The organism is Pseudoxanthomonas kalamensis DSM 18571, from assembly GCF_010211745.1.
Taxonomy (GTDB): domain Bacteria; phylum Pseudomonadota; class Gammaproteobacteria; order Xanthomonadales; family Xanthomonadaceae; genus Pseudoxanthomonas_A; species Pseudoxanthomonas_A kalamensis.
Map to the genome: position 1 here is coordinate 61,233 of NZ_PDWQ01000003.1, position 24,081 is coordinate 85,313.

General features: G+C 67.6%; 23 protein-coding genes. 13 read left to right on the forward strand and 10 right to left on the reverse strand.

Annotation, left to right across the window (positions count from 1 at the left end; all coding sequences use genetic code 11):
- The first annotated feature begins 60 nt into the window (after positions 1 to 60).
- Positions 61 to 1,434 carry an MBL fold metallo-hydrolase RNA specificity domain-containing protein gene (locus tag CSC70_RS06700; RefSeq protein ID WP_162455908.1) on the forward strand — a complete coding sequence of 458 codons (1,374 nt, stop codon included), beginning with the start codon at positions 61 to 63 and terminating at the stop codon, positions 1,432 to 1,434.
- 22 nt (positions 1,435 to 1,456) lie between these two features.
- Here CSC70_RS06700 and CSC70_RS06705 read toward each other — a convergent pair whose 3' ends face one another.
- Together CSC70_RS06705 and CSC70_RS06710 are read right to left on the reverse strand one after the other, a co-directional pair.
- Positions 1,457 to 3,136, reverse strand: a complete 1,680-nt coding sequence (locus CSC70_RS06705; protein ID WP_162455909.1) for a CHASE2 domain-containing protein — start codon at positions 3,134 to 3,136, stop codon at positions 1,457 to 1,459.
- Positions 3,133 to 4,782: a FecR family protein gene (locus CSC70_RS06710; RefSeq protein ID WP_162455910.1), complete on the reverse strand. Its 1,650-nt coding sequence runs from the start codon at positions 4,780 to 4,782 to the stop codon at positions 3,133 to 3,135. Before CSC70_RS06710 ends, CSC70_RS06705 begins: the two co-directional genes overlap by 4 nt.
- Positions 4,783 to 4,922: 140 nt before the next feature.
- Between CSC70_RS06710 and CSC70_RS06715 the strand changes: the two genes are divergently transcribed.
- Positions 4,923 to 6,521, forward strand: a complete 1,599-nt coding sequence (locus tag CSC70_RS06715) for a phytoene desaturase family protein (protein ID WP_162455911.1) — start codon at positions 4,923 to 4,925, stop codon at positions 6,519 to 6,521.
- Here the strand turns inward: CSC70_RS06715 and CSC70_RS06720 are convergent.
- The 4 genes from CSC70_RS06720 to CSC70_RS06735 form a co-directional block, all read right to left on the reverse strand.
- Entirely contained in the window at positions 6,502 to 7,566 is a 1,065-nt protein-coding gene (locus tag CSC70_RS06720; RefSeq protein ID WP_162456245.1) for a serine hydrolase domain-containing protein, read from the reverse strand. The two genes, CSC70_RS06715 and CSC70_RS06720, sit on opposite strands and share 20 nt — an antisense overlap.
- An 84-nt stretch (positions 7,567 to 7,650) precedes the next feature.
- Positions 7,651 to 8,448: a queuosine precursor transporter gene (locus CSC70_RS06725; RefSeq protein WP_162455912.1), complete on the reverse strand. Its 798-nt coding sequence runs from the start codon at positions 8,446 to 8,448 to the stop codon at positions 7,651 to 7,653.
- A 40-nt stretch (positions 8,449 to 8,488) separates the two neighbouring features.
- Positions 8,489 to 9,409, reverse strand: coding sequence for a patatin-like phospholipase family protein (locus CSC70_RS06730; RefSeq protein WP_162455913.1), 921 nt, complete (start codon positions 9,407 to 9,409; stop codon positions 8,489 to 8,491).
- An 8-nt stretch (positions 9,410 to 9,417) separates the two neighbouring features.
- Positions 9,418 to 10,092, reverse strand: a complete 675-nt coding sequence (locus CSC70_RS06735; RefSeq protein ID WP_162455914.1) for a DUF502 domain-containing protein — start codon at positions 10,090 to 10,092, stop codon at positions 9,418 to 9,420.
- Between the two features lie 71 nt (positions 10,093 to 10,163).
- Here CSC70_RS06735 and CSC70_RS06740 point away from each other — a divergent pair, with 71 nt between their 5' ends.
- On the forward strand, positions 10,164 to 11,528 hold the full coding sequence (locus CSC70_RS06740; protein ID WP_162455915.1) for a hypothetical protein: 1,365 nt from the start codon (positions 10,164 to 10,166) through the stop codon (positions 11,526 to 11,528).
- A gap of 1 nt (position 11,529) precedes the next feature.
- Here CSC70_RS06740 and CSC70_RS06745 read toward each other — a convergent pair whose 3' ends face one another.
- Positions 11,530 to 12,000, reverse strand: a complete 471-nt coding sequence (locus CSC70_RS06745) for a DUF4442 domain-containing protein (RefSeq protein WP_162455916.1) — start codon at positions 11,998 to 12,000, stop codon at positions 11,530 to 11,532.
- A gap of 66 nt (positions 12,001 to 12,066) precedes the next feature.
- On the reverse strand, positions 12,067 to 12,933 hold the full coding sequence (gene trxA, locus CSC70_RS06750; RefSeq protein WP_162455917.1) for a thioredoxin: 867 nt from the start codon (positions 12,931 to 12,933) through the stop codon (positions 12,067 to 12,069).
- A 147-nt stretch (positions 12,934 to 13,080) separates the two neighbouring features.
- Here trxA and CSC70_RS06755 point away from each other — a divergent pair, with 147 nt between their 5' ends.
- From CSC70_RS06755 to rlmH, 8 genes are all read left to right on the forward strand, one after another.
- Positions 13,081 to 13,650 carry a DUF998 domain-containing protein gene (locus CSC70_RS06755; RefSeq protein WP_246189343.1) on the forward strand — a complete coding sequence of 190 codons (570 nt, stop codon included), beginning with the start codon at positions 13,081 to 13,083 and terminating at the stop codon, positions 13,648 to 13,650.
- 85 nt (positions 13,651 to 13,735) lie between these two features.
- Positions 13,736 to 16,381 (forward strand): leucine--tRNA ligase, encoded by a 2,646-nt coding sequence (gene leuS / locus CSC70_RS06760; protein WP_162455919.1) that lies wholly within the window; start codon positions 13,736 to 13,738, stop codon positions 16,379 to 16,381.
- 32 nt (positions 16,382 to 16,413) lie between these two features.
- Positions 16,414 to 16,860 carry a hypothetical protein gene (locus CSC70_RS06765; protein WP_162455920.1) on the forward strand — a complete coding sequence of 149 codons (447 nt, stop codon included), beginning with the start codon at positions 16,414 to 16,416 and terminating at the stop codon, positions 16,858 to 16,860.
- 77 nt (positions 16,861 to 16,937) lie between these two features.
- Entirely contained in the window at positions 16,938 to 17,501 is a 564-nt protein-coding gene (locus tag CSC70_RS06770) for an LPS-assembly lipoprotein LptE (RefSeq protein WP_162455921.1), read from the forward strand.
- Positions 17,501 to 18,538, forward strand: a complete 1,038-nt coding sequence (gene holA / locus CSC70_RS06775) for a DNA polymerase III subunit delta (RefSeq protein ID WP_162455922.1) — start codon at positions 17,501 to 17,503, stop codon at positions 18,536 to 18,538. The genes CSC70_RS06770 and holA overlap by 1 nt, the downstream gene beginning before the upstream one ends.
- A gap of 9 nt (positions 18,539 to 18,547) precedes the next feature.
- Complete coding sequence (nadD, locus tag CSC70_RS06780; RefSeq protein ID WP_162455923.1) at positions 18,548 to 19,267, forward strand: nicotinate-nucleotide adenylyltransferase; 720 nt, start codon at positions 18,548 to 18,550, stop codon at positions 19,265 to 19,267.
- 33 nt (positions 19,268 to 19,300) lie between these two features.
- Entirely contained in the window at positions 19,301 to 19,726 is a 426-nt protein-coding gene (gene rsfS, locus CSC70_RS06785; protein ID WP_162455924.1) for a ribosome silencing factor, read from the forward strand.
- A gap of 49 nt (positions 19,727 to 19,775) precedes the next feature.
- A complete protein-coding gene (rlmH, locus tag CSC70_RS06790) occupies positions 19,776 to 20,246 on the forward strand; it encodes a 23S rRNA (pseudouridine(1915)-N(3))-methyltransferase RlmH (protein WP_162455925.1) in 471 nt (156 codons plus the stop codon).
- A gap of 24 nt (positions 20,247 to 20,270) precedes the next feature.
- Here the strand turns inward: rlmH and CSC70_RS06795 are convergent, their stop codons facing one another.
- Both CSC70_RS06795 and CSC70_RS06800 read right to left on the reverse strand, forming a co-directional pair.
- Positions 20,271 to 20,930, reverse strand: a complete 660-nt coding sequence (locus tag CSC70_RS06795; RefSeq protein ID WP_162455926.1) for an energy transducer TonB — start codon at positions 20,928 to 20,930, stop codon at positions 20,271 to 20,273.
- A 202-nt stretch (positions 20,931 to 21,132) separates the two neighbouring features.
- Positions 21,133 to 21,876: an SIMPL domain-containing protein gene (locus tag CSC70_RS06800; RefSeq protein ID WP_162455927.1), complete on the reverse strand. Its 744-nt coding sequence runs from the start codon at positions 21,874 to 21,876 to the stop codon at positions 21,133 to 21,135.
- Positions 21,877 to 22,031: 155 nt separating this feature from the next.
- Between CSC70_RS06800 and CSC70_RS06805 the strand changes: the two genes are divergently transcribed.
- Both CSC70_RS06805 and rng read left to right on the forward strand, forming a co-directional pair.
- Complete coding sequence (locus CSC70_RS06805; RefSeq protein WP_162455928.1) at positions 22,032 to 22,601, forward strand: Maf family protein; 570 nt, start codon at positions 22,032 to 22,034, stop codon at positions 22,599 to 22,601.
- Positions 22,598 to 24,073 carry a ribonuclease G gene (rng, locus tag CSC70_RS06810; protein ID WP_162455929.1) on the forward strand — a complete coding sequence of 492 codons (1,476 nt, stop codon included), beginning with the start codon at positions 22,598 to 22,600 and terminating at the stop codon, positions 24,071 to 24,073. The genes CSC70_RS06805 and rng overlap by 4 nt, the downstream gene beginning before the upstream one ends.
- Positions 24,074 to 24,081: the final 8 nt, after the last annotated feature.

Below are 24,081 nucleotides of genomic sequence, written 5' to 3' on the forward strand. Positions count from 1 at the left end.
GCGCCCTGAACGTGCTGCATAATCAACGGTTTACGCGGAAGCGGGAAAGGGAGATCCGGGATGCGAGTGCACTTCCACGGCGCGGCGGGCGAGGTCACCGGCTCGATGCATCTGGTCGAGGCGGCCGGCAAGCGGGTGCTGCTGGACTGCGGGATGATCCAGGGCGGCCGGCAGGCCGAAGCGCGCAATGCCGATCCGTTCCCGTTCGAGCCCGCGCAGCTGGATGCGCTGGTGTTGAGTCATGCACACATCGACCATATCGGGCGGGTGCCGTTGCTGGTCAAGCGAGGTTTCCGCGGACCGATCCACATCCAGGACGCCGGTGCCGACCTGATGCCGGTGATGCTGCTGGATTCGGCTTCGCTGGCTGAATCGGACGCGCGGCGCGCCAACCGCAACCTGGCCGATGGCGAGCCGCTGGTGCAGCCGCTGTACACGCGGGAGGACGTGGAAGCGACGATGCGGCAGGTGCAGCCGCTGCGCTACGACACGCGGCGGGAGATCCTGCCCGGGGTGGAGATCGCCCTGCGCGACGCCGGGCACATCCTCGGCTCGTCGATCGTCGAGCTGTGGGCGGACGGGCGCAAGCTGGTGTTTTCCGGCGACCTGGGGCCGAAGGGCACGCCGATCCTGCGCGATCCGCAGCCGGTGGCCGAGGCCGACCTGGTGCTGATGGAATCGACTTACGGCGACCGCAACCATCGCGAGCGCAGCAGCACCGTCCACGAACTAGGCGAAATCCTCGAACTGGCCTGGCGCGAGCGCGGCAAGGTGCTGATCCCGGCGTTCGCGGTGGGCCGTTCGCAGGAACTGCTGTACTGGTTCGCGCGCTACTGGGACGAGTGGGGGCTGGCGCGCTGGCGGATCTTCCTGGACAGCCCGATGGCGGCCAGGGTCGTCGATGTCTACGATCGTCACGAGGGCCTGTTCGACGCGCAGGCGCGCGAGGTCTGGCAAGGCCGGCCGCATCCGTTCCGGCTGCCCAACCTGCACATCACCGAGTCCACCGAAGAGTCGATGATGATCAACCGGATCGAGAACGGCGCCATCGTCATCGCCGGCAGCGGCATGGCCAACGGCGGGCGCATCCAGCATCACCTGCGGCACGGCATCGACCGCGACAGCACGCATGTGGTGTTCGTCGGCTACCAGTCCGAGGGCACGCTGGGACGGCGACTGGTGGACGGCGCGAAATGGGTGCGCATCCACGGCCGCGACTATCGCGTCAATGCGCGCATCCACACGGTCGGCGGACTGTCGGCGCATACCGACCAGCGCGGGCTGATGGAATGGTATGGCCATTTCGAAGCGCATCCGCCGCTGGTGCTGGTGCATGGCGAAGACCGCGCGCGCGAGGCGCTGGCCGGCGAGATCGGTCAGCGCGACGGCATCGAGGTGATGCTGGCGCGGCCGGGGATGCGCCTGCCGGTGTGAGTCGCGGCTTGCTTCGGCCGGCTCAGGTGGCCAGATCGTTGCCGTAGGTGAAGCTGCGGTTGCGGCCCAGCTGCTTGGCCTGGTACAGCGCGGAATCGGTGCGCTCCATCATCTCGGCGACGGTTTCCTCGGCGCTGTCGGAGGTGTGGATGCCGATGCTGACGGTGAAGCGCGCCGCCATCGGCAGGTCGCCTTCGCGCTTGCCGGGCAGGTTGGCCAGATCGACGTGCAGGGTGGTGGCGATGGCGGCTGCGGCCTGCGCCGAGGTTTCCGGCAGCAGCACGGCGAATTCGTCGCCACCCAGGCGCGCGATCAGGTCGCGCGGCCGTCGCGCGCGGTTCTGCAGGGTGGCGGCCAGGGCGTGCAGTACACGGTCGCCCATGGCGTGGCCGCGGCTGTCGTTGAGCTGCTTGAAGTAGTCGATGTCCAGCAACAGCAGCGACAGCGGCTGCTTGCTGCGGCGGGCGACCCGCAACTCCTGCTCCAGCGCCTCGTTGAAGCGGATCCGGTTGGCCAGCCCGGTCAGGGCGTCGGACTGGGCGCGGTGGTACGTATGTCGCAACGCATGCAGCAGCCACAGCAGCAGGCCCAGCAGCAGTACCAGCAGCACCGCGGTCGGGGCGAACCAGGCGTGAGCCAGATGCAGCAGCAGCAGCGACAGCAGCAGGGCCAGCGCGATGCCCAGCAGCAGCGGTTGCCACAGCTTGCGCATGCCGGGCAAGCCGAGCAGCGCCAGCGGCAGGCAGATCAGCAACAGCGACAGGGCGACGCGCGCCGGCAGGCCGAGCGGACTGATGGCCTTGCCCTGCAGCAGCATGTTCAATGCATTGGCCTGGTATTCCACCCCGGACAGGCGTGCCCCGCGACCGGGTGGGACCAGGCCATCGCCCATGCCGCTGGCGGTCATGCCGATCAGGATCAGGCGGTTGCGCAGCATCGGCTCGGCGATCCTGCCGTTCAGTACGTCGGCATAGGAGGCTTCCGGGAAACCGTCGGGCGGGTCCAGATAGGGCATCAGCACGCGGTTGTTGCGCACCCAGCGGTGCGGCACCAGCCCGTCCTCCGGCAACTCGCCCAGCTGTTCCCCAGGCAGGGACGAGTCGCCGGCCAGTTCAGGCTTGTCGAGCTGGGCAAGCGCCAGCGCCAGCGAGGGCCAGTGCGCCGAGCCGAGTCCGGCGCGCAGGTACATGCTGCGGGTGATGCCGTCGCTGTCCGCGCTCTGGTCGACATGGCCGAGCGCGGCGGCGGTGGCGGAGAATTCCGGGATCGGCAACAGCTCCACCGACGGGCCGTTGGAGTATTCCTCCTCGGCATAGACCGGCAGCACGACCTTGCCGCTGCGTTCCAGCGCGCGCGCCAGCAGGGCGTCGCCTTCGGGGTCGTACAGGGCCGGCTCGGACAGCAGCAGGTTCAGGCCGATGCCGCGCACGCCGATGTCGCCGAGGCGATCGATGAGCCGGGCGTGCACGCGCCGCGACCACGGCCAGCGCCCCAGCTCGGCCAGGCTCTTCTCGTCGATGGCGATCACGACGACGGCGGGGTCGGCTTCGTGCACCAGATGTCTGGAGAAATGGTCGTAGAACCAGGCATCGACTCGCCATGCGGGATCGAAGCCGATCAGCAGCACGGCGATGGCCGATGCGCCCAGCGCGGTCAGCAGGCGCGAACGTATCCGCGCGGCCAGCGGGCGCGGCGCGCTCACAGCGCCATCACCAGCAGTAGCACCAGGGCGCCGGTGCCGAGTTCGCATAGACGGCACGGGTTTTTGATGCTCTGGGCCGGCTGGAACGGGCCCTCGTAGCCGTCGCTATCGATGACGCTGGCGCGCAGGTACCAGGTGCCCGGACCCGGCTTGGGCAGGGTGATCCGCGGCTCTTCGACGATTTCGTCGACCTTGAGCCGGCTGAAGTCGGATTTGCGCGACAGCTGGAAGCGATAGCGCTGGCCGGGTTCGCCGGCCTGCCACTGGAAGGTCACCCGATCGTCGTTGCCGTCCGCAGGCGAAGTCTCGATCTCGCCGGTGGTCGCGACAGGGCGCAATTCGAAGGCCTGGGTCTGGCCGAACTCGCCCTGGTGGCCCTGGTCGTCGCGGCTGGCGATGCGCCAGTAGTAGCGTCCCGGCGGCAGGGGGTCGGCCAGTTGCACTTCGGCGGCGGCGGTTTCCGCGCGGGCAAGCGCCTGCTCGAAATCGGGAGTGTCGCCGACCTCGAGCAGATAGCTGTCCGCGTGCTCGCTTTGCGTCCAGCGGAAATCGGGGTGAGTGCCGCGCACGGTGGCGTCATCGGCCGGCGCCAGCACGAACGGCGGTTCCGGCAGCGCCTCGAGCCGGAAGCTCAGGCGCGCATCCATGCCTTCCAGGCCGTTGCCGTCGATGGCGCGGGCGAGCAGGTGGTAGTCGCCGTCGGCCAGCGCCGGCAGTTCGATCTGCGGCCGCGCGCTTTGCGCATCGGCGGCCAGGCTATCGAAACCGGGCTGGGCCGAGACCTGCACGCGGTAGCCGCTGGCGCCTTCCACCGCCGGCCATTGCAGGCGCGCACGGGCGCGATGCAGGGTGCCCGGCACCGACGACAGGTCGGGGGCAGGCAGCAGGCGGACCGGTTCGACCGGACCGTCCTGCCCGGTGGCCACGCGCACGCCGAATCCGTGCGGAACCAGGGCGGCATGCGTGCCGCTATCGACTTCGACTCCGCCTTCGGTGACTTCGGTATGGCTCAGCTCGGGCTCCGCGCGCATGCGGAAGTGGGTGCCGCGCACTGCGGAGCTGGAACTGGGCGTATCGACGATGAAGTTGGGCGCCGCGCCGCGCGCGGGCTTGATCTCGTTGCTGACGCCGCCGCGCTGCAGGCGGACGCGGGTATCGGCCATGATGCCGTGCTTGCCGTAGCGGCTCAGCCGGTCGAGCCGCAGCTCGCTGCCGCCTTCCAGCAGCAGACGCGAACCGTCGGCGAATTCAAGCGTCAGGCTGGCGTCGGCGGCGGTGCGGATCATCGTGCCGACGCCGAGTTCCGCGCCCTGGCGCGCCGGGACCGCGCTGTCCTGGTCGGGCGTCTGCACGGTGGCCTCGCCATGTACGGCGACCACGCGGGCATTGGCCGGCTGCGCGAGCAGCCACGACAGGGGGATATGCAGGATCAATCCCGGGGGCAGGTGATAGGGATTGGCGATGTCGTTGTGCGACTGCAGTTGCCGCCAGCCGATGCCGGGCTTCAGGTACTCGCCGCTCAGATCCCACAGCGTATCGCCGGGGCGCACGCGATAGTTCCAGTCCTGCGCCGACAAAGGCGTGGCGATGCCGGACAGAACCAGCAATACACCAAGCCACCATTGCCAGCGGGAGCGTCCGGCCATCAATATCGGTTCCCTGTCCGGGGGCAGGTTCCCCACCGGGCTGCGATTATAGAGGACAACGTCATGCCGCCATTATCCCGTATGGACACTTCATGCTTCCGCCGATGCGGGACGCTCACCGGCGACCGGAGCGGCGGTTGATGGCGGTCCGCCCGGAGATCGATGTTCTGCTGGTCGGCGGCGGCCACAATGGGCTGGTTTGCGCGTTCTACCTGGCGCGGGCCGGGCTGAAGGTGACCGTGCTGGAGCGCAGGCCGGTGGTTGGCGGCGCCGCGGTCACCGAGGAATTCCACCCCGGTTTCCGCAATTCGGTGGCGTCCTACACCGTCTCGCTGCTGCAGCCCAAGGTCATCGCCGACCTCGACCTGCGCCGGCATGGTTTACGTATCGTCAAGCGCCGGCGCAACAATTTCCTGCCGCTGCCCGAAGGCGGCTACCTGCTGACCGGCGCCGGGCGAACGACCGACGAAGTGGCGAAATTCTCGCGCCGCGACGCCGAGCGTCTGCCCGAGTACGAGCACCGGCTGGAGGCCATCGCCGACGTGTTGCGTGCGCTGGCCCTGCAGCCGCCGCCCAACCTGGGTTCGGATGGCTGGTGGAAGGCGATCCCCGAACTGCTGCGGGGCGCTCGCGTCGGCCGCCGTCTGCTGCAACTGGACGAAACCCTGCGGCAGGAACTGCTGGACCTGTTCTCGATCTCCGCCGCTGAGTACCTGGACCGCTGGTTCGAAAGCGAGCCGATCAAGGCGCTGTTCGGCTTCGACGGCGTGGTCGGCAACTACGCCAGCCCCTACGCGCCGGGCTCGGCCTACGTCCTGCTGCACCACGTGTTCGGCGAGGTCGAAGGCGAAAAGGGCGCCTGGGGTCACGCGATCGGCGGCATGGGCGCGATCACCCAGGCGATGGCGAAGGCGGCCAACGGGGCCGGGGCGACGATCCGCACCGATGCCGGCATCCGTGAAGTGCTGGTCGAAAATGGCCGCGCCTGCGGCGTGCGCACCGAATCCGGCGAAACCCTGCACGCGCGCTGCGTGGTCGCCAACGTCAACCCGAAGCTGCTGTACGAGCGCTTGCTGCCGACCGCGCAGGTGCCGCAACCGACTCGCGAGCGGATGCGTCACTGGCGCTGCGGCTCGGGTACCTTTCGCATGAACGTGGCGCTGTCGCGGCTGCCGGATTTCAGCGCCTTGCCCGGTGAAGGCGACCATCTGACTGCCGGCATCGTTATCGCGCCGTCGCTGGCCTACATGGACCGCGCCTGGCGCGATGCGATGGATTTCGGCTGGTCATGCGAACCGATCGTGGAGATGTTGATTCCATCCACACTCGACGATTCGCTGGCGCCACCGGGGCAGCACGTCGCCAGCCTGTTCTGCCAGCATGTCGCCCCGCAGTTGCCCGGCGGGCGTTCGTGGGACGATCACCGCGAAGAGGTCGCCGACCTGATGGTCGCCACCGTCGACCGTTTCGCGCCGGGCTTTGCCGCTTCGGTGCTGGGCCGGCAGATCAAGAGCCCGCTGGATCTGGAACGCGACTTCGGCCTGATCGGCGGCGACATCTTCCACGGCGCGCTGTCGCTCAATCAGTTGTTCAGCGCGCGGCCGATGCTGGGTCAGGCGGATTACCGCGGGGCGATCCCGGGGTTGTACCTGTGCGGCTCCGGCACCCATCCCGGCGGTGGCGTCACCGGCGCGCCTGGACACAACGCCGCGCAGGCGGTCATTGCCGATCTGGGTTGAGCCGGGCTTCTGTCGGCAGGTACAGGTCGGCGATCTTCACCGCATCGTCGTAGGGTTCCGGGCCGTTACGGTTGGTCAGCACGATCACCGTCAACCGCTGGTCGGGCAGGCGCAGGATCACGTTGCGGAAACCGATGCTTTCGCCGCTGTGCCACAACATGTCGCCATCGATGCGCCAGCCGAAACCGTAATGCGGCGCGTGCGGTTCCGGTGTCACGGTCGCGGGGCTGAAGGCCATGCGCAGCGATTCGGCCTTCAGCAGCCGCTCGTCGTACAGCGCGGCGTCCCACTTCGCCAGTTCGTCCACCGAGGAATAGATGCCGCCATCGCCGAGCACGGCGCTGGTCAGGCTTTGGTCGGTGCGTTGCCAGCGGCCATCGACCGAGCTGTAGCCGTAGGCGCGTTCGGGCACTTCGTCCACGCCGTCCTGGTGCGCGTAAGTGCCGTCCATGCCCATCGGCAGGAAGATGTGCTGGCGCAGGAAGCCGGCGAAATCCTGTCCGGAGGCCTCGCCGACGATCAGCGCCAGCAGGGCATAGCCGCTGTTGCTGTAGCGATAGTCGCTGCCGGGTGCGAAGTACAGTCGGTCTTCCCGCTCCAGCAGTCGCAGCACGTCGATGTCGTGCAGCTGGGCGGTCTGTCCGGCCGGCATCAGGTCCTCGTAATCGACCAGTCCGCCGGTATGACTGAGCAGGTGGCGGATCGTGATCGCATCGGCGGCCGGGGGCAGGCTCGGCAACCAGCGCCTCACCGGATCGTCGATGGACAGCTTGCCGTCCTCGGCCAGTAGCAGGATCGCGGCGGCGGTGAACTGCTTGCTGACCGAGGCCAGCCGGTAGTGGGTATCCGCTGTTGCCGGTCGCCCGGTCTCCAGCTCGGCCATGCCGTAGCTCTTGCGAAAAACCGGTTGGCCATCGCGGATCACCAGCACCGCGGCGCCAGGCACGTCGCCGGCGTAACGCTGCATCAAGGCGTCGATGAAGGCATCTGGTGAGGACGGATCGTCGCCGGCGACGGTTTCGCGTCCGCAGGCGGCCAACAGCATCAGCAGGGCGAGGGTTGGAACGAAGCTGCGCAGGTTCACGGCGGACTCCCGGACGCGTTGGTTCCGAGTGTACGCAAGCCCGGTTCAGTCCAGCGCGGCTTCGTGGCGCAGTTGCGCTTCGCGTTGGTGTCCAAGGTAGGCACGGATGGCGTGGCGCATCGCGTACAGTAACGGAATCATCGCCACCGCGGCCAGCATCTTGTAGACGTAGTTGACGCTGCTGACCGCCAGAAACAGCGAGGTTGGCCAGTGCTGCGGCCCCAGCACGAAGGCGATCCAGATCACCACGAAGCTGTCGACCAGTTGCGATACCGCGGTCGATCCGGTGGCGCGCAGCCACACCCAGCGCTCGCCGGTGGCGCGGCGGATGCGGTGGAACACGCCGACATCGATCAGCTGCCCCAGCAGGAAGGCCACTACCGAGCCGGCGATCGACCACATGCCCTGGCCGAAGATCGCCGCGAACGCGGCCTGGTAATCCGGCACTCCGCGATCGGCCGCGGCACCTACCCACCACGTCGCCGGTGCGGTGGCGATGGCCAGGAAGGCGAATACGAAGCCGTACACGATCAGCGCCACCGTCAGCCACGAGATGAAACGCACCCCGCGGCGACCGAAGAACTCGTTGATGACGTCGGTCAGCACGAACACGAACGGCCACAGCAGGGTGCCGACGGTGAAATTCAGCGAGCCGCTCTGGCCGAACAGGTTCCATTCCAGCGGGGCGATGCCCAGGGTGTCTTCCAGGGCGAAGATCTTGACCCCGATGAATTCGGCCAGCACCGCGTTGACGCAGAAGAAAGCCGCCAGCAGGATGAACAGCCGTACCGCACGGTCGTCGAGGGTGCGTGTGGCTTGGGCGGGCGGCGCGGCGGGCTCCATGCGGCGATTGTACGGTCCGCCGGACGGATGCGCCCTCCGCTCACCGGGTCCGTTCGACGAGGGCTTCGATGTTGTACGCCACCCGCGCCACGGCGTTGCGCCCTTCCTCGATGGCTTCCTTCGCCCGATGGAAATCGTACAGGCCCATGTGGGCCAGCCGCGGCGCGACGATCAGTTCCGGCGGGTCGCCGGCCATGCGGCTGCGGGCGATCCGCACCTGCATGATGTTGATGCTTGAGGCGAGCACGTTGAGCAGATCGGGCACGCGCGGCTGATCGCGACCGTGGTTCGAAGACGGCGGGCGCATCGCGGCGAGGCGCCCCTGCAACTTGCCCCACCAGTCGTCGCGTTCTTCGGGCGGTGGCGCTTCCTGCACGCGGCTCTGCTGCAGGTTGCGTCCCAGCATGTCGGAACTCAGGTCCACCGCGATCACCACATCGGCTTCCATCGCCCGGGCCAGCGACACCGGCACCGGATTGACCAGTCCGCCGTCGACCAGGATCGTGTCGCCGTGGATCACCGGTGTGAACAGGCCGGGCAGGGCGATGGACGCGCGCACCGCACGCAATGTCGAGCCGCTGCGCAGCCACACTTCCGCGCCGGTGCGCAGCGATGTCGCCACCGCCGCGAAGGGGATGTCGAGTTCTTCGATGGGACGATCCTGGTATTGCTGCTCGAAGAATGCCATCAGCTTCTCGCCCTTCAGCAGGCCGCCGCCGAAGCCCACGTCGAGGAAGCTGGCGACTTCCCGCAGTCCCAGCTCGAGCACCCATTGCTCGAAGCGGTCCAGCTCGCCGGTGGCGTAGACCGCGCCGACCAGCGCGCCGATCGACGTGCCGCAGACCATGTCTATGCGCATGCCGGCTTCTTCGAGCGCGCGGATGACCCCGATGTGCGCCCAGCCGCGTGCCGAGCCGCCGCCCAGTGCGAGTGCGACGGTTGGCCGCTGGCTCGCGCTCATGGGCTGCCTCAGCGGTCCCCGGCGCGGGTGAAGCTGATCGCCTCCGGCGCCGCCGCGCCGCCGGAGATGATGAAGCTCATCGCCTGGTCGACCGTCCAGTCGGTCGGCGTCAGCAGCTCCACCGGCACGATTTCCAGATAGCCGGAGGTCGGGTTGGGCGTGGTCGGCACGTACACCGCGGCCAGTTCGCGGCCGGTGCCTTCTTCCTTGATGACACGGGTAACCAGGCCGACCGACTTCATCTCCCGGTGCGGGAAGTCGATCAGCACCACGCGCTCGGTGCTGCCGGGTTTGACCTGCAGGATTTCCAGCAGCTTGCGCGAACTGGTGTAGATGGTGCTGGCCAGCGGGATGCGCAGGATCAGCTGTTCGAACCAGTGCAGGATCCGCTGACCGATCACGCGCCGGGTCAGCATGCCGACCAGCAGGATCACGCCCAGCGTCGCCGCCAGGGCGATGGTGTTCTGTACCCACAGTGCGCTGAACCAGCCCATCGAACGCGGGAACGAATCGGCGATCTGTTGCGAGATCGGTCCCACCCACGGTTTGCTGACGTCCGACAGCAGCACGAACACGAACTTGACCACGACCCAGGTCAGCCAGATCGGCAGCAGGGTCAGCAGGCCGGTGATGAACAGCCGTTGCAGGGTGACGCGGGGGCGCGGGGGTTCGGGGATGGTCATGCCGGCCATTGTACGGGGCGGTGATTGCCCGCGTTATAGTCGCCGGCAGGACACGGCAGCCGGGGAACGGAATGCGCAAGGCGATCAAATGGATGTTCTGGATGCTGGGTGGCGTGCTGCTGCTGGCGGTGTTGGTCTGGCTGGCCAGCCGGATGAGCCGGGTTCCGCCCGAGCAGGCGCAGGCGCTGGCCATGCTGGATGCCCCGATACCCGTACCGGCGGGCCGCAACGGCTTCGCCGCGCTGTGGTCGCTGCAGTACGACATCCCGGTGGACAAGGCGGAGGCGCTGCTGGCGCAGGACGTGCAACGGTTTGCCGACTTCAAACCGGAATCCGATGGCGGCAACGTGGTCACGCAGGCTTTTGCCAGCCTGTTGGACGAGGTGCCGAGGCTGGACGATGGCGCCCCGACCGAACCGGCCCTGTGCAACCTGCACGATGGCAATTGTCTGGCCACGATACGCGCCTCGTTGGAGGCTTATGCGCCCGTGATCGAATCGCGCAGGGAAATTTCCCGTCGCGTGGCAGCGCTGGACGGGTACGGCTATTTCCACATGCCGTATGCGCCACGTCTTGATACGCCGATCCCGCCATACCAGGCCTTGACTCGGGACTTGTCGATACATGCCTACGACTTCGCGCAGGGACAGATCGATGTGGCGTTGAAGGGCGTTTGCCGTGACGCCTCGATCGCCAGCAAGATAGTGGACAGCAGCGATTCCCTGATCGCCAGTATGGTCGGCATCGCCATGGTGAAGGGTGCCGGTAGCTTGTTGATCGAGATGCTGTCGGAGCTTCCGTCGGACTACCCGTTGCCGGCGCAATGCGGCGAGGTGTTCGATGGTGGCGTGGCCATGAGCGCCGCCGTTTGTTCGGCCATGATGGGAGAAGGGCGGTTTTCCACTGGCGGTCTCCGTACGTTGAACCTGGCGCCGGCCGGGGGCGTGATCGAGACCGCCATGACTAGGCTGATATTCGATGTCGAGAAGACCGCGGCGCGTGGCGCATCCAAATTCACGTGGTATTGCGACGAACAGGCTAGGCAACAGATTGCTGCTGACCAGCCCCTGCACAATCCGACGGCACAGCCATCAATGTGGTCGCTGGACTGCGTGGCCAACGCGGCCGGCTGCATCCTGATGGATATCGCCGCGCCTGCTTACGACGAATACGGTCTGCGCCTGCAGGACGCGCAGGCGCAGCAGCAACTGGTGGCCACCTGGCTGTGGTTGCGCGGGCGGGACGGCGATGCGCGACCACTGGCCGAACGGCTGGCGTCGCGACCACAGGCGCTGAAAAGTCCGGCACGCTCTATCACGGTCAGTGAAGACGGCAAGTCGCTTCGAATCGACATGTACGAAGCCGGCCGCTTCCCTGATGGCTTCTGGCAACTTCCGCTGCCGGAATGGATGGCCGACAGCGGATCGGCGCCCTGATTCAGCTGGCTTTGGTCGTGGTGCGCGCCTTCGGTTTCAGGCGCGCATAGACCTGCTTGCGGATGCGGGCCACGACTTCTCCCTGCGCGTCGATCACGTCCACCGGGAACCAGCGCAGGCACTTCTCCCCGCCGGCGGTGGCGGCGCGGATGTCCGCCAGCGCTTCGTCGGTGATGCGGAACTCGGCATGCACCGTGCCCTTGCCCGGTTTGACGAATTCGATCTCGCCAGCCTTGTCCCAGACGTAGTGGTCGCTGCCCAGCTGATGCAACAGCAGCAGCATCCAGAACGGATCGGTCATCGCGAACAGACTGCCGCCGAAGTGGGTGCCGACGTAGTTGCGGTTCCACGGCCGCATGCGCAGCTCGACCCGCGCATGGCGATAGTCGTCCGACAGGTCGGTGACGTGGATGCCGGTAAACAGGAATGGCGGCCACAGGTTCAGGCCAAGGCGGAACAGGGAAGCCTTCATGCAGGGCGGGGATGGCGTCGCGAACGGATGGCCAGCCTACCATACGGATAGGTATGTTTTTGGCGACTAGAACAGCAGGGCCGACATCTTGCGCCGGTACCGACCGACCAGGTCGGCGTCCTCGATCACCCGGAAGGCATCGATCAGGGTCTGCTTCGGCAGGCCATCGCGGTAATTGCGGTCACGGCGCAGCATTTCGATGAATTCGGTCAGTGCGGCCTCGGCGTCGCCCGCGACCAGTCGGTGCACGCCCAGCAGGTGCCGGGCCTGCAGGTCGTCCGGGTTGGCGTCGATGGCCGATTGCAGCACCTCCAGCGGCGGCGCGTCCTTCAGCAGGGCGGCGAAGCCCAGGCTGGCGCGCGCGCGGACGGTACGATCGTCGGTAGCCAGGTTGGCCGGCAGTGCATCGAGCAATTGCTCGGCTTCGGCGCTGGCGCCGATCTTCAGCAAGGCCAGGGCCAGGTCGAGCTTCAGTTCGTCCTTGTCCGGTTCGGCCTCGACCGCGTTGCGCAGGCGCAGCACCTCGGCATGCGGATCGGGCGGGGCGACCGGCGCGTCTTCTTCGACAGCCTCGTCGTTCGCCGGCGCCGGCTGCACGCCGACCTGTTCCAGCACCTTGCGCAGTTCGCCTTCCGGCAGCGCGCCGGGAATGGCGCCCAGCACCTGGCCGTCCTTGAACACCACCATCGTCGGCACCGAGCGGATTTGGAACATGCCGGCCAGCTGCTGCTCCTTGTCGACATTGACCTTGGCGACCTTGAACGCGCCGTTGTACTCGGCTGCCAGCTTGTCCAGGATCGGCCCCAGCGTCTTGCACGGCCCGCACCAGGTGGCCCAGAAATCCACGATCACCGGGGTCTGCGCGGAGCGCTGGACAACCTCGGTCTCGAAATTGTCCAGGGTGGCGTCGAATACGTGGGGGCTGGCGGTCATGAGGGAGTCCCGGAAGAGTTCGCAATCCTAGATGGTAGCGGGGGGCGACGAATCCAAGTGCGTGCGGGGATAATCGCTGCCTGCCGAGCAAACGGGATCGAGATGAAGTTGGAGAACGCAATCCGGCTGGCCGGATGGGGAGCGGCCGTGCTTTTTCTGCTGGCGGTAGCCGGCTTCGGCGCCGCGATGCCGGGTTACGAGCAGGCGGTGTATCCGGTGGCGATCCTTGGCGCGTATGGCGTGCCGAAGGCATGGGCGTTCAACCTGATCGGTTTCGTGCTGCCGGGGCTGCTGGCGATGGGGGTGGCGATCGGCATGCGCAACGCATTGTCCGCGGCCGGCTGGGGGGCGCGGATCGGCAGCCAGCTGGTGCTGCTGGCCGGGCTGGCTTTTCTGGCGATGGGTCTGCTGCCGTTGCGGCTGGATGACCTGCATGCCGGGGTTGGCCGCTTTCACGGCGTGGCCTGGATGCTGTGGTGCGTAGCCGGCATCGCCGGCATCGGCCTGTTGGGCATGGCGCTGCGCGGCCGGCGCCGGTATTTCGCCACCGCCAGCGGGCTGGCCGCGGCGGGGATGCTGCTGGGCGCCTTCGTGCTGCCGGACCTGATCGCCGACGGTACCGCCCAGCGGATCGGCATCGCCGCCTGGTTCGCGTGGCTGGCGTGGCCCGCCGCGCGGCTGGCCACCGCTACCGTGCGAGTTCAGGGCGAAGCATAGGCCGATTCCGGCCATGCCGTGGCGGCGCATGGTGCGCTGCGGTACGCTTGGCCGCTTTGTTGCCGTCGCCGTGTCCCCGATTTCCATGTCAGCCACCGCCGAACCCGCCACCCACGACCCCGCCGCCTACCAGCCCGGGGCCGTCGAATCCGCCGCCCAGCAGTACTGGGATTCCCACCGCTGTTTCGAGGTGGACGAAGGCTCCGACAAGCCCAAGTACTACTGCCTGTCGATGCTGCCGTATCCGTCCGGCGCGTTGCACATGGGCCACGTGCGCAACTACACCATCGGCGACGTGATCAGCCGCTACAAGCGGATGACCGGCCACAACGTGCTGCAGCCAATGGGTTGGGACGCCTTCGGCCTGCCGGCCGAGAACGCCGCGATCAAGAACAAGACCGCGCCGGCGAAGTGGACCTACGCCAACATCGAGCACATGCGCGGGCAGCTGAAGTCGCTGGGCTACGCGATCGACTGGTCGCGCGAGTTCGCCACCTGCCGGCCCGAGTACTACGTGCACGAGCAGCGCATGTTCACCCGGCTGATGCGCAAGGGCCTGGCCTACCGCAAGAACTCGGTGGTGAACTGGGACCCGGTCGACCAGACCGTGCTGGCCAACGAGCAGGTCATCGACGGCCGCGGCTGGCGCAGCGGCGCGCTGGTGGAAAAGCGCGAGATCCCGCAGTGGTTCCTGCGCATCACCGACTATGCGCAGGAGTTGCTGGACGGGCTGGACGAACTGGATGGCTGGCCGGAATCGGTCAAGACCATGCAGCGCAACTGGATCGGCCGCTCCGAGGGCCTGGAGATCGAATTCGCGGTCGAGGGCCACGAGCCGCTGCGCGTGTTCACCACCCGGCCGGACACCCTGATGGGGGTCAGCTTCGTCTCCATCGCCGGCGAGCATCCGCTGGCGCTGAAGGTGGCGCGGGACAATCCGGCGCTGGCCGCGTTCCTGGAGCAGCTCAAGCAGGGCGGCGTGTCCGAAGTCGAACTGGAGACCCAGGAAAAACGCGGCATGGACACCGGAATCCGGGCAGTGCATCCGGTCACCGGCGAGACCCTGCCGATCTGGGTCGCTAACTTCGTGCTGATGGGCTATGGCACCGGTGCGGTGATGGCGGTGCCGGGGCACGATGCGCGCGACTTCGAGTTCGCCCGCAAGTACCGGCTGCCGATCCGCCAGGTGATCGCATTGAAGTCGCCGAAGAACGACGACGAGGCCGAGTACGACCCGTCCGAGTGGCGCGACTGGTATGCCGACAAGACCCGCGAGTTCGAGCTGGTCAATTCCGGCGAGTTCGACGGGCTGGATTTCCACGGTGCCTTCGAGGCGCTGGCCGAGCGTTTCGAACGCAAGGGCCAGGGCCAGCGCCGGGTCAACTACCGCCTGCGCGACTGGGGCGTCAGCCGCCAGCGCTATTGGGGCTGCCCGATCCCGGTGGTCTACTGCGAGCACTGCGGCGCGCTGCCGGTGCCGGACGAACAGTTGCCGGTGGTGCTGCCCGAGAATGTCAGCTTCGACGGCGTGGCCTCGCCGATCAAAGCCGATCCGGAATGGCGCAAGACCGTCTGCCCGCAGTGTGGCAAGCCGGCCGAGCGCGAAACCGACACCTTCGACACCTTCATGGAGTCGAGCTGGTACTACGCGCGCTACACCTCGCCGGGCGCGAAGGACATGGTCGACAAGCGCGGCAATTACTGGCTGCCGGTAGATCAGTACATCGGCGGCATCGAACACGCGATCCTGCATCTGATGTACTTCCGCTTCTATCACAAGCTGCTGCGCGACGCGCGGATGGTGGACAGCGACGAACCGGCCACCCACCTGCTGACCCAGGGCATGGTGATCGCCGATACCTATTACCGCGCCAATCCGGATGGTTCGAAGGACTGGATCAATCCCGCCGAGGTCGAGATCGAGCGCGACGACAAGGGCCGGGTGACCGGCGCCCGGTTGATCGCCGACGGCCAGCCGGTGCAGGTCGGCGCGGTGGAGAAGATGTCCAAGTCGAAGAACAACGGCGTCGATCCGCAGGCGATGGTCGACAAGTACGGCGCCGACACGGTGCGCCTGTTCTCGATGTTCGCCGCGCCGCCGGAACAGTCGCTGGAATGGAACGAGGCCGGCGTCGAAGGTATGGCGCGCTTTCTGCGCCGGTTGTGGACCCAGGTGCAGCGGCATGCCGCTGCCGATCCCGCGGTCGCGGTCGAACCGCAATCTCTGGACGCTGCGCAGAAGGCGCTGCGACGCAAGACTCATGAGACCATCGCCAAGGTCGGCGACGACTACGGCAAGCGGCACGGCTTCAACACCGCGATCGCCGCGGTGATGGAGCTGTCCAACGCGCTGGGCAAGTTCGACGGCGACGGCGAGCAGGATCGCGCCGTGCGCCAGGAAGCGCTGGAAGCGGCAGTGCTGCTGCTGAACCCGATTACCCCGCACGCCAGCCATGCCTTGTGGCAGGCGCTGGGGCACGCCGAAACCCTGCTCGAGGACGTGCCGTTCCCGCAGGCCGACCCGGACGCGCTGGTGAAGGACGAGGTGACGCTGGCGGTGCAGGTCAACGGCAAGCTGCGTGGCACCATCCAGGTCGCCGCCGACGCGCCGCGCGAGCTGATCGAGCAACTGGCCCAGGCCGAGCCGAACACCGCCAGGTTCATGGAAGGCCTGCAGGTGCGCAAAATCATCGTGGTGCCGGGCAAGATCGTGAATATCGTGGCGGCCTGAACACCCTTGACATCACGCGTGCGGAGAGTGGGATGGGCAAGCCGGAAATTCCGGAGTTCGAGATTGCGGTTGCAAAACTGATCGAACGGGTTCAGCGATGTGCAGATGGCCCAGTGTTGGATTGGGATATCTGGTTGGCGATTGGTTTTGCGGACTTGGTGGTGTTGCTGGCGGGTGTCGCCGTCTTCCTGAAAGTTGCAGTTCCATCTCGCCGACTTGCTGTTGAAGGCCTTGTCGTGATGTTCGTGGTGGTTGGGATATTGCCGACGATAGTCCTGTATGCAGGATTGGAGACGGGTGAAATCCAGCTCCGACATGGTCGAAAATTGCGGTATTGCGTCGATCCGGCAGCCTTCTGGGCGAGAATGGCTTTCTACAATGTCTGGCTGGTAGGTGCCATGTCGGGAGTAGTGGCCACGGTCATCAGACTTCGGCGGCCATATCGCAAGTACAGGAAATACATGGATTTGGTCGAATAACGCCCCCGCGCCGGTGTTCACCTGCCATCCGGCTTGGCTATTGCCGCCCCCGCCGCGCTCGTCCAGACTTGTCGCCCATGACTTCCGTTTTTCCGTTGCGCCCCTCGTTGCGTTCCGTATCTCGCCTTGCTGCGCTGGCTTTGCTGATCGTGGCGCTGTCGGCTTGCGGCTTCCACCTGCGCGGCAATATCGCTTTGCCGCAGGACCTGGGACCGATCAAGGTGGTGTCCACGACCGCCTACAGCCCGCTGACCGGCTCGCTCGGCCGTGGATTGGAACTGGCCGGCGCTACGCTGGCGGCCGAGGACGCCAGCGACGTGGCCACGCTGAAGGTGCTGTCCGAGCGCTGGGGCGACCGTCCGATCGCCATCGACCAGTACGGCCGCGCTCAGGAATACAGCCTGCGTTACGCCACCGTGTTCGAGTTCGTCCGCGCCGACGGCAGCGTGCTGGTGCCGCAGCAGGTGGTTGAATTGTCGCGCGACTACGTGGCCCCGCCGATCGACGCCATCGGCACCGATACCGAGCGCGACATCCTGGCCGAGGAAATGCGCAAGGAGATGTCGTCCTCGATCCTGCGCCGGATCGACAGCGTCATCCAGAGCGGTGCGGTGGTGCGGGACGCCGCGGCCACGCCCTGATGGAGCTCAGCCCGGAACGGCTGGCTGCGCAGGGCGCCGACGCGCCGTTGCAGCCGGTCTACCTGATCGCCGGGCCGGAGTTGCTGCGCGTGCTGGAGGCAGCCGATGCGGTACGCGCGATGGCGCGTGCGCAGGGCATCGGTGAGCGCGAAGTGTTCGACGCCGACGGCCGCGATTTCGATTGGGGACAGCTGCAGAGTGCATTCAACGCGCCCAGCCTGTTCAGCCCGCGACGGCTGATCGAAGTCCGCCTGCCCAGCGGCAAGCCCGGCAAGCAGGGAGGCGAGCTGATCCAGTCCTTCTGCGCCGATCCGCCGCCGGACGTGGTGCTGCTGATCACCGCGCATGAATGGAGCCGCTCGCACCAGGGCAAGTGGTCCGATGCGGTCGCCAAGACCGGCACGCTGTCGGTGGCCTGGGCGATCAAGCCGCACGAACTGGGCGGCTGGGTGGAATCGCGGCTGCGCGCGCGCGGCCTGCGCGCCGACGCCGAGGCGGTGCAGGTGCTGACCGAGCGGGTCGAAGGCAATCTGCTGGCGGCGGCGCAGGAGATCGACAAGCTGGCTCTGCTGTGCGCCGAAGGGCAGACCCTGGACGCGGCGGCGGTGCAGTCGCTGGTCGCCGATGCGGCGCGTTACGACGTGTTCCGCCTGGCCGAGAGCATGCTGTCCGGACAGGCCGGGCCGGCCATGCGCATGCTCGCCGGCCTGCGTGCCGAGGGCGAGCAGGTTGCCGCGCTGACCCCGATCCTGATCAAGGAACTGCTGCGCTGCGCCACGTTGGCACGGGCACAGGCGCGCGGCGGCAACCTGGCCGCCGAGATGAAATCGCAAGGCATCTGGGAAAGCCGGCAGGCGCCGTTCCGCCGCGCCCTGCAACGGCATGCGAATCCGCAGCACTGGGAGCGCTTCGTCGCCGAGGCTTCGCGGGTGGACCGCATCGCCAAGGGCCGCGGCGACGGCGATCCGTGGCGGGTGCTGGAGCGCCTGCTGCTGGCGGTGGCCGACGCCAGGGCCGTGCGCCTGCTGGCGGCCTGAGGGCGGGCGTTGGCGTCCCCGGATTCATTCCGCCTGCACCTGAGCTACGGCGGCACCTTCGATCCGGTCCACAACGGCCACCTGGCGGTGGCACGCGATGCCGGCAATGCGCTTGGCGTACCGGTCTGGCTGACCCCGGCGGCCGATCCGCCGCACCGCGCGCCGCCAGGTGCCAGTGCCGGCCAGCGTGCCGCCATGCTGGAACGGGCGCTGGACGGGCAGGGCCGATTGCGGATGGACCTGCGCGAGCTACGCCGGGCCGACGCCGATCCGGAGCGGCGCTCCTGGACCATCGACACCCTGCACGAACTGCGCGGCGAACTGGGGCCGCATGCACCGATCGCACTGCTGCTGGGCGCCGACAGCTTCGTCGGCCTGCCGAGCTGGCGCGACTGGCGCGAGCTGTTCGCGCTGGCGCACTTCGTCGTCGCCGACCGTCCCGGCAGCCCGCTGGACGGCGGACTGCCGGCCGAACTGGCGCAGATCCTTGCCGAACGGCTGAGCGATTCGGCAACGGCACTGGAAACCGCGCCGGCCGGCCGGATCTGGCGGTTGCAGCAGCCGTTGCGACCCGAATCGGCCACCGACATCCGTCGCCGGATCGTTGCCGGCCAGCCTTGGCGCGGCCTGGTGCCGGCCGCGGTGGCCGATTACATCCTCGCCCACGGCCTGTACGGCGCGGGCGGCGCCACCCCGGGCCACGGCCCGTCGACGGGTACGGCGCTATAATCGTCCCCGTTCAACCAGCCCGCAGAGCCTTTTTTGTCCAGCCAAGCGCAAGTCATCAAGACCCGGATCCCCAACCCGCCGCCCCCGACCCCCGTGCTGCTGGCCAGCGTGCACGACGCACTGGCCGAGCTGAAGGCCAAGGATGTCGTCGAAATCGACGTGCGAGGCAAGTCCAGCGTCTCCGACTACATGGTCATCGCTTCGGGCACCTCGACCCGGCACGTCAAATCCATTTCCGACGAAGTGGTCAAGTTCGCCAAGCGGCTGGACCTGATCCCGCTGGGCGTGGAAGGCGAGCGCGAGGCCGAATGGGTGCTGGTCGACCTGGGCGACGTGATCGTCCACGTCATGCTGCCGCGGGTACGCGAGTTCTACGCGTTGGAACGCCTGTGGACGGTCGGCGATCAGGCGCCGGAAGCGGAAGCGGCCGAAGCCGTGGATGCGGACGCCCGCGACTGATGGGCGTTTCGGGGTCGATCGACGCGGCCCGGGCCGCACCGCGCGGGACGTGAAGGCACGACTGATCGCCACCGGCGAACGCGCGCCTGCCTGGGTCGCGCAGGGATTTTCCGAATACCGCAAACGGCTTTCGCACTGGTTGCCGCTGGAACTGGTCGAGATCGAGCCGGGCCTGCGCGGCAAGGGTCGCGATCCGCAGCGCGCGATCGAGGACGAAGGCAAACGGGTGCTGGCGGCGTTGCCGAAGCAGGCGCACGTGGTCGCCCTGGAAGTCACCGGCAAGACCTACAGCTCCGAAGCGCTGTCGCAGCGGATGGAGCACTGGCGCGGCCAGGGTCGCGATCTGGCCTTCCTGATCGGCGGGCCGGAAGGCCATGCTCCCGACGTGCTGGCTGCCGCCCACGAAACCTGGTCGCTGGGGCCGTTGACCCTGCCGCACATGCTGGCGCGGCTGCTGGTGGCCGAGCAGCTGTACCGCGCGGCGGCGATGCTGGCCAACCATCCCTACCACCGCGCCTGAGGCGCGGCGGCAGGGCGGCGGCGATCACTGCAGGGTGAAGCTGATCGGCACCAGGCCCCAAGCCTGGACCGGATGGCCATCGCGCACGGCCGGCTGGAACAGCCAGCTGGCTTTCACGTGCTGCAGGGCGCTGCGATCCAGATTGCGGTTGCCGCTGCTGCGTTCGATGTTGACCTGCAGCGGCCGTCCGTCCACGTCCACCAGCACCCGCAGCAGCACGGTGCCCTGGATGCCGCGACGGGCTTCGGCGGCCGGGTAGGACGGTGCGGTGGCACGCACGTAGCCGAGCTGGCCAACCTCAACCGGACCGGTGGAAACCGGTGCCACATCGGTGACCGGTCCGGTTGTCTCGATCGGCATGTCGGCGGCGAGACTGCCGTTGTCGACGATTACCGGAGCATTGACGACCGGCACGTCGATCTGGACCGGAACCTTCGGCTGGGTCTGCGGTTTGGGCGTGGTCTTTGCGTGTTTGATGATTTCCGGTGGCAACGGCGGCTGTTCGGGCTTGATCGCCCGTATCCAGATCGTCTCTTCCACGATCTGCGCGACTGGCGGGGTCGTCGCGGTCATCGGCACCAGCAACAGCAGCAGGGCCAGCAGATGGACGGTAATGGCGCCGGCCAGGGCGAGGATGCGGCCGGTATCCAGTTGCAGCGAGGGCGTGCGCAGTGTGCGAACCATGATCCACCTCCGTTCATTGGGATGCAGAGGGAACAACGTCCGGGCGGGACCAACGGGGTTGGCATCCGCGGTTCGACGATGCGCCGATGCCGGCGGTGATGCAAGTGCAGCGGGAGTGGAGAGGAACGAGAAGCGAGGAACGAGGAACGAGTGGGGAACGAGAGACGGCGGGGTCTCTCGTTCCGGGCCGTTGGCGGGCGGCTTACTTGCCCAGTTCGAAGGTCACGTCTAGGCTGACCGACAGGGTGGTTTCGCCGGGCGAGACCGGGGTGTCCATTTCCGCCTTGGCGCGTGGGGCCGCGGCCGCCATTCTCACTGGCACCGGCCGGAAACTGCCGCCGCCTTCGGAAATGCTGACGATCCGGCGCACGCGCAGACCCAGTGCCTTGGCATAGGTTTCGGCCCTGGCCTGGGCGTTCTTCAGTGCGGCCAGGCGGGCTTCGTCGTAGACCGGTTCGGGGTCGTCGATCTCGAAGCCGGGTCCGTAGATCTGGTTGGCGCCCTGCGCCGACAGCGCGTCCAGCACCTTGCCCAGGCGGGCGATGTCGCGGACCTTCAGGCCGACCGTGTTGGTGGCCTGGTAGCCGGTGATCGTCGGTGTGCGGTTCTCGCTGTAGCGGTATTGCGGGCTGAGCTGGATGCCGCTGGTCTGGATGTCCTTTTCGGCGATCCCGGCGGCCTTGATGGCGTCCATCACTCCGGCCATCTGTTCGGCATTCTGGCGCATGGCGGTATTGCCGTCGGCGGCGCGGGTCACCACGCCGGCCGAGACCGTGGCCACGTCGGGGATGCGCGAGGCCTCGGCCTGGGAAGACACGTTGAGCAGGGTGCCGTCGGTGGCGACGACGCCGGTACCGGCGAGGGTCTGGGCTTGGCTGGGGTTCATCAGGGCGGTTCCTAGAACAAGGGACAGGGCGAGCAGCAGCGGGCGGATGGAAGCGGTCATGGGTCCTCCTTGCGGGTGGTTCGGGCGCCGGGCGCGTCGTGCGACGGCCAGCGTGTTGTCCCGACGATGAACGGGTTGTGAGCCGGTCCGGGGTTGGCGACGATTGTGACCGCTACGGGGCGGTTCAGTCAGGCGGCGCAGGTTATCCTGAGCGGATGCTCTATCTGGCGTCGCAATCCCCCCGTCGCGCCGAATTGCTGACCCGCCTGGGGCTGCGCTTCGGCCGCATCGATCTGGACATTCCCGAGCACCGCCAACCCGGCGAGGCGGCGGAAGAGTACGTGCGCCGGGTGGCGCGCGAAAAGGCCGGTGCCGGCCTGCTGCAGGTGATGTCGGCGCCGGAGGCGGTGGTGCTGGGTGCCGATACCGAAGTGGTGCTGGATGACGAGGTGTTCGGCAAGCCGGCTGACCTGGCCGACGCGGCGGCAATGCTGCGCCGCTTGTCCGGACGCAGCCACCTGGTGATCTCGGCGGTCTCGGTGGTCAACGCCGGGCGCGAGGCGCAGGCGGTGTCGCGCTCGCAGGTGAGCTTCGCGGCGCTGTCCGAGGCCGACATCGCCGCCTATCTGGCCACCGGCGAGGCGATGGGCAAGGCCGGCGCCTACGCCATCCAGGGCTATGCCGAGTGCTTCGTCGAACGGCTCGACGGCAGCCATTCCGGGGTGATGGGCCTGCCGCTGCACGAGACCGCGCGGTTGCTGAAGCAGTTCGGGGTGATGGCATGAGCGAGGAAATCCTGGTCAATGTCACCCCGCGCGAGACCCGGGTGGCCGTGGTCGAGAACGGCATGCTGCAGGAACTGCACATCGAACGCGGCTGGCGTCGCGGCGTGGTCGGCAACATCTACCGCGGCAAGGTGCAGCGGGTCATGCCCGGCATGCAGGCGGCCTTCGTCGATGTCGGCCTGGAACGCGCGGCCTTCCTGCACGCCAACGACATCGTGCGGCCGTTGCAGGCCGAAGCGGCCGAGGCGGTCACCGAACCGCCGGCGGTGTCGATCACCGAACTGCTGCGCGAAGGCCAGGACGTGGTGGTGCAGGTGGTCAAGGACCCGATCGGCAGCAAGGGCGCGCGGCTGACCACCCAGATCAGCATTCCCTCGCGCTACCTGGTGCTGATGCCGCAGTCGGCCAGCATCGGCATCTCGGCGCGAATCGAGGACGAAGGCGAGCGCCAGCGGCTGAAAACTCTGGTCGGCGGCCTGTCCGAACTGCACGGCGGCCACGGCTACATCGTCCGCACCAACGCCGAGAGCCAGCCCGAGGAAGCGTTGGCCGACGACATCGCCTACCTGTCGCGGGTCTGGAACATTGTCGGCAAGCGCGGCCGCGAAGCGCCGCCGCAGACCTGCATCTACGAGGACCTGAGCCTGCCGCTGCGCGCGGTTCGCGACCTGATTCGCAAGGACGTGGAAAAGGTGCGGGTGGATTCGCGCGAAACCTACGAGCGGCTGCAGGCCTTCGTCGCCAAGTACATGCCGGTGCTGGCCGAGCGCATCGAGCTGTACACCGGCGACCGCCCGATCTTCGATCTGTACGGGGTCGAGGACGAAATCGGCCGCGCGCTGGACAAGCAGGTGCCGCTGAAGTCCGGCGGTTACCTGGTGATCGACCAGACCGAGGCGATGACCACGATCGACGTCAACACCGGTTCGTTCCTCGGCCAGCGCAACCTCGAGGAAACCGTGTACCGCACCAATCTGGAAGCGGCGCAGGCGGTGGCCCGGCAACTGCGCCTGCGCAACCTGGGCGGCATCATCATCATCGACTTCATCGACATGGACGACCCGGAGCATCGCCGCCAGGTGCTGCGCACGCTGGAGAAGGGGCTGGCGCGCGACCACGCCAAGACCACGGTGTACGACTTCTCGCCGCTGGGGCTGGTGGAAATGACCCGCAAGCGCACGGTGGAGAGCCTGGAACGGCAGCTGTCCGAACCGTGCCCGGAATGCGGCGGCCGCGGCAGCATCAAGACCGCCGAGACGGTCACCTACGAGGTGTTCCGCGAGATCACCCGCGCCACCCGCCAGTTCGAGGCCGCGCGCTTGCTGGTGATCGCCTCGCCGAAAGTGGTGGCGCGGATCACCGACGAGGAATCGCAGGCGGTGGCCGAGCTGGAGGAATTCCTCGGCAAGAGCATCCGCTTCCAGGCTGACGACCAGTACCTGCAGGAACAGTTCGATGTCGTGCTGCTCTGACGCCGTGC

Excerpts from the sequence above, each read along its gene's own strand:
- trxA (WP_162455917.1), bottom strand. The coding sequence starts at position 12,933 with ATGACCGCCAGCCCCCACGTATTCGACGCCACCCTGGACAATTTCGAG.
- CSC70_RS06720 (WP_162456245.1), bottom strand. The coding sequence starts at position 7,566 with ATGCTGTTGGCCGCCTGCGGACGCGAAACCGTCGCCGGCGACGATCCG.
- CSC70_RS06740 (WP_162455915.1), top strand. The coding sequence starts at position 10,164 with ATGCGCAAGGCGATCAAATGGATGTTCTGGATGCTGGGTGGCGTGCTG.
- CSC70_RS06735 (WP_162455914.1), bottom strand. The coding sequence starts at position 10,092 with ATGACCATCCCCGAACCCCCGCGCCCCCGCGTCACCCTGCAACGGCTG.
- CSC70_RS06795 (WP_162455926.1), bottom strand. The coding sequence starts at position 20,930 with ATGGTTCGCACACTGCGCACGCCCTCGCTGCAACTGGATACCGGCCGC.
- CSC70_RS06765 (WP_162455920.1), top strand. The coding sequence starts at position 16,414 with ATGGGCAAGCCGGAAATTCCGGAGTTCGAGATTGCGGTTGCAAAACTG.
- CSC70_RS06805 (WP_162455928.1), top strand. The coding sequence starts at position 22,032 with ATGCTCTATCTGGCGTCGCAATCCCCCCGTCGCGCCGAATTGCTGACC.
- CSC70_RS06730 (WP_162455913.1), bottom strand. The coding sequence starts at position 9,409 with ATGAGCGCGAGCCAGCGGCCAACCGTCGCACTCGCACTGGGCGGCGGC.
- holA (WP_162455922.1), top strand. The coding sequence starts at position 17,501 with ATGGAGCTCAGCCCGGAACGGCTGGCTGCGCAGGGCGCCGACGCGCCG.
- CSC70_RS06715 (WP_162455911.1), top strand. The coding sequence starts at position 4,923 with ATGGCGGTCCGCCCGGAGATCGATGTTCTGCTGGTCGGCGGCGGCCAC.
- CSC70_RS06770 (WP_162455921.1), top strand. The coding sequence starts at position 16,938 with ATGACTTCCGTTTTTCCGTTGCGCCCCTCGTTGCGTTCCGTATCTCGC.
- CSC70_RS06700 (WP_162455908.1), top strand. The coding sequence starts at position 61 with ATGCGAGTGCACTTCCACGGCGCGGCGGGCGAGGTCACCGGCTCGATG.
- CSC70_RS06745 (WP_162455916.1), bottom strand. The coding sequence starts at position 12,000 with ATGAAGGCTTCCCTGTTCCGCCTTGGCCTGAACCTGTGGCCGCCATTC.
- rng (WP_162455929.1), top strand. The coding sequence starts at position 22,598 with ATGAGCGAGGAAATCCTGGTCAATGTCACCCCGCGCGAGACCCGGGTG.
- leuS (WP_162455919.1), top strand. The coding sequence starts at position 13,736 with ATGTCAGCCACCGCCGAACCCGCCACCCACGACCCCGCCGCCTACCAG.
- CSC70_RS06800 (WP_162455927.1), bottom strand. The coding sequence starts at position 21,876 with ATGACCGCTTCCATCCGCCCGCTGCTGCTCGCCCTGTCCCTTGTTCTA.
- CSC70_RS06710 (WP_162455910.1), bottom strand. The coding sequence starts at position 4,782 with ATGGCCGGACGCTCCCGCTGGCAATGGTGGCTTGGTGTATTGCTGGTT.
- CSC70_RS06725 (WP_162455912.1), bottom strand. The coding sequence starts at position 8,448 with ATGGAGCCCGCCGCGCCGCCCGCCCAAGCCACACGCACCCTCGACGAC.